We start from the raw sequence: 13,470 nt of genomic DNA, 5'->3' as shown, positions 1-13,470 counted from the left end.
AGCAATGCCGAGAGCAATTGCCGAGACATGAAAAAACTTTTATTACTGTTGGCAATACATACCCTGTTTATTTCGGGATGTTCGGCGATTAAGGCGGGCGGCGCCGAAATAACCGGCTTATCACTGCTAAATGACCGTCGCACCCGCGACGCTATTTTGACCGACGAGACTATTGAAGCGAATGCGAGCGCCAAACTGAATACCTATTACAACTTGCGCGAAAAATGCCACTTCAATATAACCTCGTACAACGGCGCGGTACTGGTCACCGGCGAAGCGCCCAAAGAGGAATGGAGCGATCTGATTATCGACAACGTTCGCGTCATTCCCAACGTAAAACGAGTGCATAACAAGCTGGTTATCGCCAATCCCAGCCCGCTTAATTTCCGCGCCAATGACGCGCTGATCACCGGCAGGGTAAAAACTGCGTTGACGCAAATACCCGGCTTCGATTCATCCTGGGTAAAAGTCATTACCGAAAAACGCACGGTTTACCTGATGGGACTGGTGCATAGAAATGAAGGCGCCGCGGCCATCGAAGCGGCCAGACATCAATCCGATGTAAAACAAATCATTACGGTCTTTGAATACCTTGACTAATATTGCCCCTTTACCTGCCGACTTCCTCTCTTTACTGGCCGAGTCTTTTGCCGCCGAAGATATTTTAACTGCGCCTGAAGACTGCTGGACATACGGCTACGACAACAGCCGCCGCCATGTCTTGCCTCAAGCCGTGGTTTTCCCCACCACGCATGAACAAGTCGTCAGCGCCGTTAACGCCTGCAACCGGTTCAAGGTTGCTCTGACCGCCCGAGGCCGCGGCACCGGCACCACCGGCGCGACCACGCCGCTTAAAAGCGGGCTGATCGTATCGCTGGAACGGATGAACAAGCTGGTCGAATTTTCCCCCGATAACCGCTACATCATCGTGGAACCGGGCATGACCAACCAGCAGGTGCAGGACATCGCCAAAGAGCGGGGCTTTTTCTGGCCGCCCGATCCGACCAGCGCGGCGTTCTGTAGCGTCGGCGGCAATCTGGCCTATAACTCCGCAGGACCCAGGGCGGTAAAATACGGCACCCCCAGGGAAAACACCTTGGGGCTGCGCGCCGTGACCGGCGCCGGCAAGGAAATCCGCGTCGGCGTTCATACCAGCAAAGGCGTGGTCGGCTATGACCTGACCCGGCTGATACTCGGCTCGGAAGGCACACTGGCGATTATTACCCAGGCGACGTTAAAACTGACGCCGCTGCCGGAAGCCACCAAGACGCTCAGGGCCATCTACAATTCCGTTTTCGATGCGGCCAAAGCCGTTTCCGCGATCATGTCGCAGCCGGTCATCCCCTGTGCGCTGGAATTTATCGACGGCAATGCGATCAACATGATCCGGCAGTATTCGGAATCCGACCTGCCCGAGCATGCAGGGGCGATGCTGATGATCGAAGTCGACGGGCAATTGGAAGGCCTGGATACGGCGGCCGAAAAAGTGGCCGCCGCCGCCAAAAACGACGGCCTTTTGGACATCCGTCTGGCTAAAACCGACGCCGAAGTCAAAGCGCTGTGGCAAACCCGGAAAGCGCTGTCCCCGGCGTTACGCAAGGTCGCGCCGAAGAAAATCAATGAAGATGTGGTGGTACCGGTTACCGAAATGCCTGCACTGATAGCCGGACTGGGCGAGCTGTCAAAAAAATACGACCTGCCCATTATCAACTTCGGCCACGCGGGCAACGGCAACATCCATGTCAATTTATTGCTCGATCCCGATGAGCCGGAGCAGGGCAAAAAAGCCCACGCCTGTCTGGACGAGATCTTTTCGTTGGTGCTGGCTTTAAACGGCACACTGTCCGGCGAGCATGGCGTCGGCCTGGAGAAACGGGATTTTGTCGACCGGGAACTGGATGCGAATTCTTTGGAACTGATGCGGGCCATCAAGCGCCAATTCGATCCGAACGGCATACTCAACCCCGATAAAATGTTTCCGCTGGTGTAACTGGGATTAATGGAACACGGATTTAACCGATATTCACAGATAAAAATAGTTTCCCATTTAGACGGTTAATCCATTCATGGTTCGACAAGCTCACCACGAACGGATTAACCTCAGATCGGCCCAGCTTCAGGGGAGCCAACAAATTAAACCCGTTTAGTTCCGTCTAATCGGTGTCATCCGTGTTCTATTTTTTAACCGGCGATTAATATAGTTCGCTGCTGCCGTCCATGTCGCCGGTCTGGCTGTACAACAATGGCCGCCCCTGATTAAGCGTTGCCGCAGCGACCACTTTGCAAACGGCGATTTTATGATCGCCGGCATCGGCATAATGGCTGACTCGACAGTCAAAATAAGCCAAACTTTCGGATAAAACCGGCGCGCCGGTTTCGGCTTGCCGCCATTGAAATCCTGCCATCTTGTCCGGTGCGGACCGGCCGAAATGCTCCGCGATTGCATACTGATCCTGCCCCAAGACATTAACCGTACAAACGCCGCTTTCCTGCATCAATTGATAAGAATAATGCTCGGGATTAATGCTGATCGCCAGCAATAACGGATCGAAAGACACCTGCATCACCCAGGCCGCAGTAAAGGCATTTTGGCGCTCGCCAACGCCGACACCGATCACATAAACGCCGTGACTGATCCGTTTGACCAATGATTCAGCATTTTCAATCATATTAATGCACCAGCTTGATGCGCATCGACAAATCGACCGCCCGGACATGCTTGGTTAAGGCGCCGATCGAAATATAATCGACGCCGGTTTCGGCAATCACCCTGATATTGTCCAGGCCGATATTGCCGGAAGCCTCAAGCTCTATGGCCCCGGCGTTTAACTTAACCGCCGCGGCCATATCCTCAAGACTGAAATTATCCAGCATGATCCGGTCGGGCTTTGCGGCGACGGCCTCGATAAATTCCTGCATCGATTCGACCTCCACTTCCACAGGAACCGAAGTCAGCTCGCGCGCAGCCCGGATTGCCTGACTTATCGAGCCTGCCGCTATGATGTGGTTTTCCTTGATCAACACCCCGTCGTATAAGCCGATCCGATGGTTATAACAACCGCCGCAGGCTACCGCATATTTTTGCGCATTTCTAAGGCCAGGAATGGTTTTTCGGGTATCCAACACTTTGCAACCCGTGCCGGAAACCGCATCAGCGTATTGCCTGGCGACCGTTGCCGTCGCCGACAAGGTTTGCAACAAATTGAGCGCGGTGCGTTCGCCGCTCAGCAAAGCTCTGGCCGGGCCGTCGAGTTTGCATAGCAACGTGTTTTTACCGACCGCCTCGCCTTCAGCAGCCAGCCAGTTGATATTGACGTTTGCATCCAGCGATTTAAATACCGCATCGAACCACGCCTGACCGCAGAGCACCATGTCTTCCCGCGTAACGACTTCGGCTTCAGCCGTCATCGATTCAGGGATGATTGCAGCGGTTATATCGCCGGAACCGATGTCTTCTTCGAGGAAAGATTTTATTTCTATCATTTTTATGTGTTCCGTCATAAGCCCATCAATTCTGAGAGCCCTCGCTCGGTGAGCGTTTTCTCGTTAATCTTAACAATAGCGGCTTGTCCTCGCCGCAGTTCTTCCGCCAATTGGCTCGCTTGAATCTAAGCAGTTATTTTCACGCCGTTTTTTCCTTTTTGTCGATTAGGATAATGTACCGTACAGCAAGATCCTTAAAAAAACGCGGCTGCGCCGGTTTATCGCAGGCAATCTGTTTCAAGCCCTTTCTTAATTCTGCAATCAAGCCCGGCAAAAGTTTTAATACCTGCTTTCTTGCATTGCCGGATGCACCACGCTGACAATCAGCTCGTCCACAGCAATATATCCGGTTTCGTTTAAAAATAAATGAGTCATAGCCTAGTCCCCGAGTGGGGTTTCGGCTAATAATAGGCGCTGTTTTCTTTCCGTTTTATACTCCCTTGCTTACCCCATGAAAATAGACCGACACTGGCTAGCCGGCATTCCCCGAACCCCGTCACCCAACTTTGATGACCGGCCTGATCCTGCGGATATTTCATTGCTGGTTATTCACTGCATCAGTCTTCCGCCCGGCGAGTTCGGCAACGATTATATAGACCGGCTGTTTTGCAATCAGCTTAATCCTGACGACCATCCCTATTTTAAAGAGATTTATCAGCTCGAAGTGTCCGCACATTTACTGATTAAGCGCGATGGGAGTTGTGTTCAGTATGTGCCGTTCGACAAACGCGCCTGGCATGCGGGGAAGTCCGAATATGAAGGCCGGGAACGGTGCAATGATTTTTCTATCGGTATCGAGCTGGAAGGCACCGAATTTGCCGCCTATACCGACCAGCAATATACGCAGCTCGCCAAGGTGATCCGCGCCTTGCTTGAAGCTTATCCCAAACTATCGGCACAGCGCCTTGCGGGACATAGCGACATTGCGCCCGGACGAAAAACCGATCCGGGCGCATCTTTTGACTGGCAAAGGCTTTTAGGGCTGTTGAAATAGCCTTACCCATAGACGACTTTTTATGCACCACGAACGACTGCATGGATGCAGGAGGTAGAGCAAAGCAGGAGCAATTGCCGAGACACGAAGTTTATTTTTTCATGTCTTCGTGGTGTTAATTCTTTAAGCTTATTAAACCGATTCTTTCGAATGTCCCAAGCCGAATGACTCCGCCAGCATTAACATCACGCCCAAGGTAATCGCAGAGTCGGCGATATTGAATGCAGGCCAGTGCCAGGACTCGTAATAAACATCCAAAAAGTCGATCACATAGCCGTAAGCCAGCCGGTCGATCAAATTGCCGACAGCGCCGCCCAGAACCAGCGCCAAAGCCACCGCGAGCAAGGTCTCATGTTTTTTCAAACGGGCCAGCCAAACCGCGATAACCGCACTGATCGCCACAGCCAATCCGGCAAAGAACCAACGCTGCCAACCGCCCGCTTCGCTGAGAAAACTGAAGGCCGCGCCGGTATTATGCACATAGGTCAACCTAAAAAACGGCATGATCTCGATGGATTCAAAAAGCTGCATCGAACCCGCTACGGCAAGCTTGCTGGCCTGATCCAGAATAACCGCCAGCAGTGACAGCCACAGCCATTTCAACATAACCTTATCACGCATATTGCCGATGCTCGCCATCGCCCGCTACGTTTTCCACGCAACGGCCGCACAGTTCGGGGTGTTCCGCTGTTTTGCCCACATCAGGCCGTTGATGCCAGCAGCGCACGCATTTTTCATGTTCGGAAACGACGACTTTTAATTTAACGCCGTCAATTTCAGTCTGAATAGCGTCTTCAGGGGCATTCTGCTCAGCCATGACCGAGGCATTGGATGTAATGAAGATAAAACGCAGTTCGTCCGACAAGCGGCTTAAGGCATCGAAAAACTCGGCATTGCAGTACAGTTCGATTTCCGCATTCAGCGAGGAACCGATATCGCCTTTGGCCCTGCTTTTTTCCAGCTCCTTGCCGACAGCGGCCCGGACGGTCATGATTTTTTGCCAAAACTCGCGGTTCAAAACTGAATCGTCATCCAGCTTGGTCAAGCCTTGATACCAAGTTTCCAAAAACACCGACCCGCTACGCTCGCCCGGCAGGTATTGCCAGATTTCATCGGCGGTATAGCTGATGATCGGCGCCAGCCAACGCGTCAGCGCTTCAAGCACATGATACATGGCTGTTTGCGCCGAGCGCCGCGCCAAACCGTCGGCTTTTGCGGTGTATTGACGGTCCTTGATGATGTCCAGATAAAACCCGCCGAGATCGATCACGCAAAAATGGTGGACTTTCTGATAGATATGCTGGAACTGGTAGGTTTCGTAAGCGGCTTTGACTTCCTCCTGCAAGGTGTACGCCCTGTCCACCACCCAACGATCCAACGCCAGCAGATCTTTATCCGCAACCGCATGTTGCGCCGGATCGAAATCGTTCAGGTTGGACAACAAAAAACGCGCGGTATTTCTAAGGCGTCTGTAGCCGTCCGAGGTGCGGTTAAGGATTTCATCCGACACGCTCATCTCGCCGCGATAATCGGTCGCTGCGACCCATAAACGCAACACATCCGCGCCCAGGTTCTTCATGACCGATTGCGGCGCGACCACGTTGCCCTTGGATTTGGACATTTTCTTACCGTCGGCATCGACGGTAAACCCGTGCGTCAATACGGCCTTGTAGGGCGCAACCTCTTTCATCGCGACCGAAGCCAGCAATGACGACTGGAACCAACCGCGATGCTGATCGGAGCCTTCCAGATACAAATCGGCCGGAAAATGCAGTTGTTCTCGCTTGTCCAACACGCAGGCATGGGTCACGCCGGAGTCGAACCAGACATCCAGGGTATCGGTCATTTTTTCGTAATGCTCGGCTTCATCGCCCAGCAATTCGGCCGCTCCCAGTTCGAACCAGGCTTCTATACCTTGCTGTTCGATGCGCTGCGCCACCTGCTCGACCAATTCGGCCGTGCGCGGATGCAATTCGCCGGTTTCCTTATGGACGAAAAACGCGATCGGCACGCCCCAGGTGCGCTGACGGGAAACGCACCAGTCCGGTCTGCCTTCCATCATGCTTTCAATGCGCGCCTGGCCCCATTCGGGAATCCAGGCGACGCGTTTGACTTCGCTCAGCGCCTGCTCACGCAGCTTGTTTTTATCCATCGAGATGAACCACTGCGGCGTGGCTCTAAAAATAATCGGGGTTTTATGCCGCCAGCAATGCGGATAGCTGTGCAGTATCGCGACATGATGCAGCAGCTTGCCTTTTTGCTCCAGCACTTCCAACACATGGGCATTGGCGTTGAACACATGTTCACCGGCAAAGATTTCCGTGTTCGGCAGAAAAACGCCGTCGTTGCCGACCGGGTTATCGACCGGCAAGCCGTATTTCAAGCCGACCACATAATCGTCCTGGCCGTGCCCAGGCGCTGTATGCACCGCTCCGGTACCGGCCTCGGTGGTGACATGATCGCCCAGAATGATCGGGACTTGCCGGTCGTAAAAAGGATGTTGCAATAATTGATGCTCCAGCTCGGAGCCTTTGCAGTAAGCAATCACATGGTAATTTTCGATGTCATAACGCAGCATCGCGTCCTTTAGCAATGCTTCTGCAACGACTAGACGCTCTTTGTTGCCGTCTTTTTCGCATTGCACGACTGAATATTCCAGCTCGGGATTTAACGCAACGCCCTGGTTTGCCGGCAACGTCCACGGCGTGGTGGTCCAGATGACGACCGATAACGGCCCGGAACCGTCATGCTCAGGCGCATGATGACACCGGCTCAAAAATCCGGCTTCATCGACGACCTGGAAACGCACATCGACCGCAGGCGAATGTTTGTCTTCGTACTCGACTTCCGCTTCAGCCAGCGCCGAACCGCAATCGGTACACCAATGCACGGGCTTGGCGCCTTTTGTTATGTGGCCGTTTTGGCTGATTCTGCCCAACGAGCGCACGATGTCGGCTTCAAAGGCGAAATCCATCGTTAAGTACGGATGCTCCCAATCGCCTAAAATACCCAACCGGATAAAAGCCTCTTTTTGTATGTTGACCTGCTTGCCGGCATATTCGCGACAGGCTTTGCGGAAAACCGCAGGGGAGACTTTAACGCCGGCTTTGCCGATTTTTTTCTCTACCTGCAACTCAATCGGCAAGCCGTGACAATCCCAGCCCGGCACATAAGGCGCATCGAAACCGCTTAACGATTTCGATTTAACGATGATGTCTTTCAACACCTTGTTGACCGCATGGCCGATATGAATTTCGCCATTAGCATAAGGAGGACCGTCATGCAGGATAAACTTGGGGCGTCCTGCAAATTCCTGCCTGATTTTGTTATACAGGTCGGCTTGGTTCCATTTTTTCAACTGTTCCGGCTCGCGCTGAGCCAGATTGCCTTTCATAGGGAACGCGGTGTTGGGTAAATTCAGTGTTTTTTTATAATCCATCGTCATAACAATTAATCTCAGCAAAAATCTGTATCACCAGGGATGGTGTGTATGCTGCAAGCGTGCGGGGAGCAAAGCGCAGCCTTAGCTTCAGCCGCATCTTTTACAATTTGGGCTTTAAGCTCATCCAGTGACTGAAAGCGCATTTCATCCCTAATCTTTTGCTTGAAATGCACTTCCACATAACGTCCGTAAATTTCTCTATTAAAATCGAATAAATGCGCTTCCAATATTACCTTTGAACCGCCATCAACCGTGGGCCGGGTGCCTACATTCGCAACACCGTCAAACTCGCGTCCATCAATACCGGTCATGGTCACGGCAAACACGCCGTTAACGGGGGTGTTTTTTCTAAACATTTGTATATTGGCGGTGGGATAGCCGATGGTTCGTCCGCGTTTGTCGCCATGCTCCACGCGTCCGCAAACAGAATAACAGCAACCGAGCAATTTTTCAGCCAAAGCCAAATTACCCTCGCCCAACGCGTCCCTGATCAGGGTACTGCTGACTCGAAGCCCGGTTACTTGATAAGAGCCGGTATCTTCGACATCAAAACCGAATAGCTTGCCCTTATCCTTGAGCATCGCGAAATTCCCGCGCCTGGCCTTGCCGAAGTGAAAATCATCCCCGACCACCAGATGCTTTATATTCAATCTTTTTACTAAAACATCCTCAATAAACTGCTCGGCATCGCAATCGGCAAATTGTTGATTAAATCGTAATATCAATAAATCATCAACGGGCAATTTAGAAAACCGGATCACTTTCTCCCGCAAGCGCATCAACCGTGACGGTGCGTTCTCTCCGAGAAAATACTCCAGCGGCTGCGGTTCAAAGGTCATAACAACGACAGGCAAACCCAATGCCTCGCCTCGTTCGGCCAGTTTTTTTATCACGGCCCTATGCCCCAAATGCAGGCCGTCAAAATTTCCAATCGTCAGTACACAGCCGTTTTCCAACGGCGCTAAACGAGATAATCCTCTAATCAGACGCATGAATGTGATGAATTAAAAAAGGTTTTATTCTACCACGGGTAAACAGTGCTTGGACTCAATTCATCACAACTGAATCGTCCGCTCAAAAAAAAAGCCCGGTGGAATCCCACCGGGCTTTTTATTTTTCAAATCAGCGATGATTTATTTCATCATTGATTTTTTGAACATGCTGTCCAGTTTGCTGTTTGTGTCTTGAGCATACTGAGCTGCACGGTTAGCAGCAGCTTCAGCAGAAGCAGCTTGAGCAGAAGCAGAATCAGCAGCGCTTTTTGCGCTAGCTGCATCAGCAGATGCTTGTGCAACAGAAGTTTTCAATCCATCAATTTGTGATTGTAAGTTTTCAACGTCTGAAGTGCTTGCGCAACCAACAACCAAGCTAGCAACCAGAGCAACCATTGACAATTTCATTACTTTTTTCATCTTATTTTCCTTTTCTAAAGTTATTACTACAAAAAAAACCTTACCAAATTTAATTCTGCACTGTTTTTAAATTATTTTCCAGTTTTATTTTATTTTTACCAGCATTCCTTTGTCCAGCCATTGACTCAAATGATCAATCTGGCCGTTAGTCAACGCAATACAACCATGCGTCCAATTCATTGATTTATGAATTTTTTCGTCCGCTCGCCCCAAGCCGTGAATGCCGATTCGCCCACCTAAAGGCGTATTTTGCGGCGGCACTTGATGGAACCGATGAGCCGTCACAATACTGTTATAAGCCCCCCGATTAATGACCCCCTGCTCCAAGGCCTTTTGAGCATCTTCTGCGGACGGATAAGTCAAGCCGAAAAACTTCCTGAAATTGCTTTTTTCACCAACCCAGCCTATCCGGTAACTGCCGAAAGGCGTGACGTTATCACCCTGATGACGTTTAAATCCGGCGCCTCCTCGGCCAATGGCGATACCATTTATGGTTTCAAGCGTCTGCTCACCTTTTTTTACATCGATAGTGAGGGCTTTCGTATCCACTAAAAGCCAGACATCATCGTCCGCAACCGCAGCAACAGAAAAAAATCCACAACACAGCAATAAATAAATTCGCAACATAATTGATCTACACTAGATAAGAATTTTGGTGTACTTTAGTCCACCAGGTTAATTGTCGAATTAAGGATCCAACATGCAAATAGAAACCATCACCACGCATCCATACAACGACCAAAACCCAGGGACGTCGGGGCTCAGAAAAAAAGTTAGAGTATTTCAGCAACCCGGTTACCTGGAAAATTTTGTCCAGTCAATTTTCGATTCTTTGCATGATTTTACCGGAAAGACGCTGGTATTGGGCGGAGACGGGCGGTATTTTAACAGACCGGCCATACAAATCATCATCAAGATAGCCGCAGCCAACGGTTTCGGTAAACTTATTATAGGTCAAGGCGGGCTGCTGTCTACCCCGGCGGCATCGCATATCATCAGAAAATATAACGCATTCGGCGGCCTGATTCTTTCCGCCAGCCACAATCCCGGCGGCCCTGACGAAGATTTCGGCATTAAATACAATGTCGGCAACGGCGGCCCTGCCCCGGAAAAAGACACCAACGCTTTTTATCAGCGCAGCTTAAGCTTAGACAGCTATAAAACAGCCCATGTCGACGATATAGACCTGGATCGCATCGGCACCTGCCAAATAGACGACCTGAGCATCACCGTCATCGATCCGGTGGCTGATTACGCCGAACTGATGCAATCCATTTTCGACTTCAATTTGCTTAAACAAAGCATCGGCTCAGGCTATATCACGCTGCTTTTCGACGCAATGCATGCTATTACCGGCCCTTATGCAAAAAGAATACTGGTCGACATGCTCGGCGCGACGCCGGACTCAGTCATTAATGCCGAACCGCTGGAAGATTTCGGCGGCCATCATCCCGATCCCAATTTGGCGCACGCCCAGGAACTTGCCGAACGCATGTTCAGCCCGGCTGCGCCTGTTTTCGGCGCCGCATCCGACGGCGACGGCGACCGTAACATGATTACCGGCAGCAATATTTTCGTAACACCCAGCGACAGCCTGGCGATTATGGCGGCCAACGCGCATTTAATCCCGGCTTATGCCCAAGGCTTGCGCGGCGTGGCCCGTTCCATGCCTACCAGCCAAGCGGTTGACCGCGTCGCCGCCAGCTACAACATCCCCTGCTACGAAACCCCGACCGGCTGGAAATTTTTCGGTAACCTGCTGGACGCCGGCAAAATCACCCTGTGCGGCGAAGAAAGCTTCGGCACCGGCTCGGATCATGTCCGCGAAAAAGACGGCTTATGGGCCGTGCTGTTCTGGCTGAACTTAATCGCCAGAAAACGCCAGTCCGTTGCCGACATCGTGCATGAGCACTGGCAAAAATTCGGCAGGGATATTTATTGCAGGCACGACTATGAAGCCGTGGACATGGATAGTGCCAATGGCATTGTCGATCACCTGCGCAGCCAGCTACCTGCATTGCCGGGGCAAACATTCGGCGAATACACGGTCAAATACGCCGACGAATTCAGTTATGAGGACTCGGTAGACGGCAGCGTCAGCCGCAACCAAGGCATACGCATCGGTTTTACCAACGGCTCACGCATTATTTTCCGACTATCGGGAACCGGAACCGTCGGCGCAACCTTGAGAATCTACCTGGAGCGCTTTGAGCCGGATGCGACCAAACATGATCAGGACGCCCAAGTGGCCTTGGCGGAGTTGATCGGTCTTGCCGAGCAGTTTTGTGAAGTTAAAAAACGTACCGGCAGAACTGAGCCGGACGTGGTGACTTGACGGCAGTGTTTTGTAACATAACCGTAAATTGTTTGCGTGCTTGTGTCTAGGCTGATATGTTTAACCTATGAGACCCTCCATTGCGCTTGACTTGAAACGAAATGCAGTGCGCGAGGCGGCGAACCGCTTCCACACGGCAAACCCTCGCGTGTTTGGTTCTGTCCTGCATGGAGACGACCGAGACGGCAGCGACCTTGATTTGCTGGTGGATGCATTACCCGGCACCACCTTATTCGACCTTGGCGGCCTGCAAATTGAACTGGAAGAACTGCTTGGCGTTACGGTCGATTTGCGGACGCCCGGCGATCTGCCGCCGAAGTTCCGCGATCAGGTGCTTGCCGAAGCCCGCTTGATATGAATGAAAACCGTCTTCCCGACTATTTAGAGCATATGCTCGAAGCCGCACAGCAGGCATGCGAGTATACAGAAGGGCTGGATAAGAATGACTTCCTTGCCGATAAGCGGACTCAACAAGCGGTGATTTTAAATCTCGTCATCATTGGCGAAGCCGCCACCAAACTGATCAAAGACTACGAGCAATTTCTCGATCTGCATCCCGACATACCTTGGCGAAGCATGAAGGGCATGCGTAACCGCATCGCGCATGGCTATTTCGAAATTAACCTTGAAGTAGTTTGGGATACGGTGCAGACGGCATTGCCGCAACTGCTGGAAAGATTGCCCGATATTCTTAAAAATGCCGATAATGAAAGAAATTAATGTCCACGGCACTGATAAGCCTGAGTAATGCGGGTGCGTAACCTACAAAACTCAAAATATTGGGCAACGAAAAGAAGTTGCCTCGACCTTACCGAGCTTAAAAACAGACCAAGTAGCGTAGGGTACGCTGTGCGTACCTTTTCATTACCACGAAATTTTAATAAAGGTACGCACAGCGTACCCTACAGGACTGAGCCTGATGTGGTCACTTAATTCATTCACTACCTTTATATTTTCTTAATCCAATGACAAACATAGAAGATCAACAAGTTACTGCTTAGAATAACAAAAGAGCTAGCCTATCACGGCTCAAAAAATTAATGCTACGGATGCTTGGAAATAATAAATGGATGCTATGGTTAGCGGCCTTAGGAATCGGTATCACCTTATGGATGTTTTGGCGTCATGTTTATGCTTATGATGGAAACATTAAAACTGGGTTCAGTAAAAATTCTGCTGACTGGGCAAACTTTGGAAGCTATGTAGGTGGAGTACTTAGTCCGTTTTTTAGTTTACTTGCCTTTGCAGGATTATTATGGACAATTAATATTCAGACACAACAAATCAAACATCTTCAAGAAGAGTCCAAGCGTTCCGAGGTGTACCGTATTATCGAAAAACTTGTTGCTCGAATTGACCATAACTATAAAAAAGCCCCCTTAATACAAGGCTTAAAACTTTTTGATTTTGCAAACAATTGGACGCCTGATAATGCAGCTTCTATAAAACATTTAGATGAGTTAATAGCAACATATCAGAAAGATATATACTCAGACACAACCAATATAATAATAAGAATTGAAATAGATTTAGATCAGCTTTTATATCATATAAATTTGTATGAGACTCCAATTGGTAAAAAGCACCTGCTTAGGTTTTATCAATGGGAGTATTTAGTCACCCCTGAAAAACCCTCTATCCAATTGAAATATTTAATTAATATCTATTTTTAAGCCCATCTTTTCGACCGGAAATGCTAAAATATGCCCCTGTTTTCCGGTCGAAAGGGTGAAAAATGTTGATTACTTCCAGTACAGGTCATCAGACCAATTTATTCGGCACCGATCTGCTGCAACAACTCGAT

Annotated in this window: 14 protein-coding genes; 7 read left to right on the top strand and 7 right to left on the bottom strand. The window is 50.4% G+C overall.

Going from position 1 to position 13,470, the window contains the following annotated elements; genetic code table 11:
* The first annotated feature begins 27 nt into the window (after window positions 1-27).
* Window positions 28-600 (top strand): BON domain-containing protein, encoded by a 573-nt coding sequence (locus tag V3O24_RS05935; protein WP_104423032.1) that lies wholly within the window; start codon window positions 28-30, stop codon window positions 598-600.
* Window positions 593-1,990 (top strand): FAD-linked oxidase C-terminal domain-containing protein, encoded by a 1,398-nt coding sequence (locus V3O24_RS05930; protein ID WP_331306590.1) that lies wholly within the window; start codon window positions 593-595, stop codon window positions 1,988-1,990. The genes V3O24_RS05935 and V3O24_RS05930 overlap by 8 nt, the downstream gene beginning before the upstream one ends.
* Before the next feature lie 202 nt (window positions 1,991-2,192).
* On the opposite strand, the gene V3O24_RS05925 is transcribed toward V3O24_RS05930, so the two are convergent.
* Window positions 2,193-2,669 (bottom strand): flavin reductase family protein, encoded by a 477-nt coding sequence (locus V3O24_RS05925; RefSeq protein WP_331306589.1) that lies wholly within the window; start codon window positions 2,667-2,669, stop codon window positions 2,193-2,195.
* 1 nt (window position 2,670) lies between these two features.
* Window positions 2,671-3,501, bottom strand: coding sequence for a carboxylating nicotinate-nucleotide diphosphorylase (gene nadC, locus V3O24_RS05920; protein ID WP_331306588.1), 831 nt, complete (start codon window positions 3,499-3,501; stop codon window positions 2,671-2,673).
* Window positions 3,502-3,934: 433 nt separating this feature from the next.
* Between nadC and ampD the strand changes: the two genes are divergently transcribed.
* Entirely contained in the window at window positions 3,935-4,477 is a 543-nt protein-coding gene (gene ampD / locus V3O24_RS05915) for a 1,6-anhydro-N-acetylmuramyl-L-alanine amidase AmpD (protein ID WP_331306587.1), read from the top strand.
* A 132-nt stretch (window positions 4,478-4,609) separates the two neighbouring features.
* Here ampD and lspA read toward each other — a convergent pair whose 3' ends face one another.
* The 5 genes from lspA to V3O24_RS05890 all read right to left on the bottom strand — a co-directional run bounded on the left by lspA (window position 4,610) and on the right by V3O24_RS05890 (window position 9,958).
* Window positions 4,610-5,083, bottom strand: coding sequence for a signal peptidase II (gene lspA, locus V3O24_RS05910; protein WP_331306612.1), 474 nt, complete (start codon window positions 5,081-5,083; stop codon window positions 4,610-4,612).
* Between the two features lie 7 nt (window positions 5,084-5,090).
* Entirely contained in the window at window positions 5,091-7,922 is a 2,832-nt protein-coding gene (gene ileS, locus V3O24_RS05905) for an isoleucine--tRNA ligase (protein WP_331306586.1), read from the bottom strand.
* A gap of 11 nt (window positions 7,923-7,933) precedes the next feature.
* Entirely contained in the window at window positions 7,934-8,911 is a 978-nt protein-coding gene (ribF, locus tag V3O24_RS05900) for a bifunctional riboflavin kinase/FAD synthetase (RefSeq protein ID WP_331306585.1), read from the bottom strand.
* Window positions 8,912-9,052: 141 nt separating this feature from the next.
* On the bottom strand, window positions 9,053-9,331 hold the full coding sequence (locus V3O24_RS05895) for an Lpp/OprI family alanine-zipper lipoprotein (RefSeq protein ID WP_104423025.1): 279 nt from the start codon (window positions 9,329-9,331) through the stop codon (window positions 9,053-9,055).
* 84 nt (window positions 9,332-9,415) lie between these two features.
* The gene (locus V3O24_RS05890) at window positions 9,416-9,958 is read right to left on the bottom strand and encodes a L,D-transpeptidase (protein ID WP_104423024.1); all 543 of its coding nucleotides are present in this window, start codon (window positions 9,956-9,958) and stop codon (window positions 9,416-9,418) included.
* A gap of 73 nt (window positions 9,959-10,031) precedes the next feature.
* Between V3O24_RS05890 and V3O24_RS05885 the strand changes: the two genes are divergently transcribed.
* The 4 genes from V3O24_RS05885 (at window position 10,032) to V3O24_RS05870 (ending at window position 13,339) form a co-directional block, all read left to right on the top strand.
* Window positions 10,032-11,666, top strand: coding sequence for an alpha-D-glucose phosphate-specific phosphoglucomutase (locus V3O24_RS05885; RefSeq protein ID WP_331306584.1), 1,635 nt, complete (start codon window positions 10,032-10,034; stop codon window positions 11,664-11,666).
* 67 nt (window positions 11,667-11,733) lie between these two features.
* Complete coding sequence (locus V3O24_RS05880) at window positions 11,734-12,024, top strand: nucleotidyltransferase family protein (RefSeq protein ID WP_104423022.1); 291 nt, start codon at window positions 11,734-11,736, stop codon at window positions 12,022-12,024.
* Window positions 12,021-12,386, top strand: coding sequence for a DUF86 domain-containing protein (locus tag V3O24_RS05875; protein WP_331306583.1), 366 nt, complete (start codon window positions 12,021-12,023; stop codon window positions 12,384-12,386). Before V3O24_RS05880 ends, V3O24_RS05875 begins: the two co-directional genes overlap by 4 nt.
* Window positions 12,387-12,715: 329 nt before the next feature.
* Complete coding sequence (locus tag V3O24_RS05870; RefSeq protein ID WP_331306582.1) at window positions 12,716-13,339, top strand: hypothetical protein; 624 nt, start codon at window positions 12,716-12,718, stop codon at window positions 13,337-13,339.
* Window positions 13,340-13,470: the final 131 nt, after the last annotated feature.

Origin of the sequence: Methylobacter sp. Wu8 (genome assembly GCF_036440755.1) — a bacterium.
Classification (GTDB): domain Bacteria; phylum Pseudomonadota; class Gammaproteobacteria; order Methylococcales; family Methylomonadaceae; genus Methylobacter_A; species Methylobacter_A tundripaludum_A.
The sequence above is the reverse complement of the archived record's forward strand: the minus strand, read 5'-3'. Positions and strand labels throughout refer to the sequence as shown.

Excerpts from the sequence above, each read along its gene's own strand:
- V3O24_RS05935 (WP_104423032.1), top strand. The coding sequence starts at position 28 with ATGAAAAAACTTTTATTACTGTTGGCAATACATACCCTGTTTATTTCG.
- V3O24_RS05925 (WP_331306589.1), bottom strand. The coding sequence starts at position 2,669 with ATGATTGAAAATGCTGAATCATTGGTCAAACGGATCAGTCACGGCGTT.
- nadC (WP_331306588.1), bottom strand. The coding sequence starts at position 3,501 with ATGACGGAACACATAAAAATGATAGAAATAAAATCTTTCCTCGAAGAA.
- ampD (WP_331306587.1), top strand. The coding sequence starts at position 3,935 with ATGAAAATAGACCGACACTGGCTAGCCGGCATTCCCCGAACCCCGTCA.
- lspA (WP_331306612.1), bottom strand. The coding sequence starts at position 5,083 with ATGTTGAAATGGCTGTGGCTGTCACTGCTGGCGGTTATTCTGGATCAG.
- ileS (WP_331306586.1), bottom strand. The coding sequence starts at position 7,922 with ATGACGATGGATTATAAAAAAACACTGAATTTACCCAACACCGCGTTC.
- ribF (WP_331306585.1), bottom strand. The coding sequence starts at position 8,911 with ATGCGTCTGATTAGAGGATTATCTCGTTTAGCGCCGTTGGAAAACGGC.
- V3O24_RS05895 (WP_104423025.1), bottom strand. The coding sequence starts at position 9,331 with ATGAAAAAAGTAATGAAATTGTCAATGGTTGCTCTGGTTGCTAGCTTG.
- V3O24_RS05890 (WP_104423024.1), bottom strand. The coding sequence starts at position 9,958 with ATGTTGCGAATTTATTTATTGCTGTGTTGTGGATTTTTTTCTGTTGCT.
- V3O24_RS05885 (WP_331306584.1), top strand. The coding sequence starts at position 10,032 with ATGCAAATAGAAACCATCACCACGCATCCATACAACGACCAAAACCCA.
- V3O24_RS05880 (WP_104423022.1), top strand. The coding sequence starts at position 11,734 with ATGAGACCCTCCATTGCGCTTGACTTGAAACGAAATGCAGTGCGCGAG.
- V3O24_RS05875 (WP_331306583.1), top strand. The coding sequence starts at position 12,021 with ATGAATGAAAACCGTCTTCCCGACTATTTAGAGCATATGCTCGAAGCC.
- V3O24_RS05870 (WP_331306582.1), top strand. The coding sequence starts at position 12,716 with ATGCTTGGAAATAATAAATGGATGCTATGGTTAGCGGCCTTAGGAATC.